Annotated in this window: 1 pseudogene; it reads left to right on the forward strand. The window is 64.9% G+C overall.

Annotation, left to right across the window (positions count from 1 at the left end):
* A pseudogene (locus tag EXE45_RS18840) lies at positions 1-271 on the forward strand (hypothetical protein); the annotation flags it as partial.

The following is a 271-nucleotide window of genomic DNA, read 5'->3' on the forward strand; positions in this document are numbered from 1 at the left end:
AGCACCAGAGCAACCCGCTCGCGCAGTCGCCGGCGTTCAGCGTCGATTCGGAGGGCGACCTGTTCCGATGGGCCGGTGTCATTATCCTCCTGCCCGCGTTGATCTCGCTGTTTGTCAGTCGGCAGGTCGCGGACCACGTGTTCAACCGGATCGTCATCGGCGCACAGAAGAGCCTCGGGTTCTGGGTCATCCTCTCCGGGGTGATATTCATCGGGACCGCCGGGTTCGCGACGTTCGCGACTGCCGCGCGCCGGAGTTCGTCCCCGAGTTG

The organism is Halorubrum sp. SP9 (assembly GCF_005435015.1).
Classification (GTDB): Archaea; Halobacteriota; Halobacteria; order Halobacteriales; family Haloferacaceae; genus Halorubrum; species Halorubrum sodomense.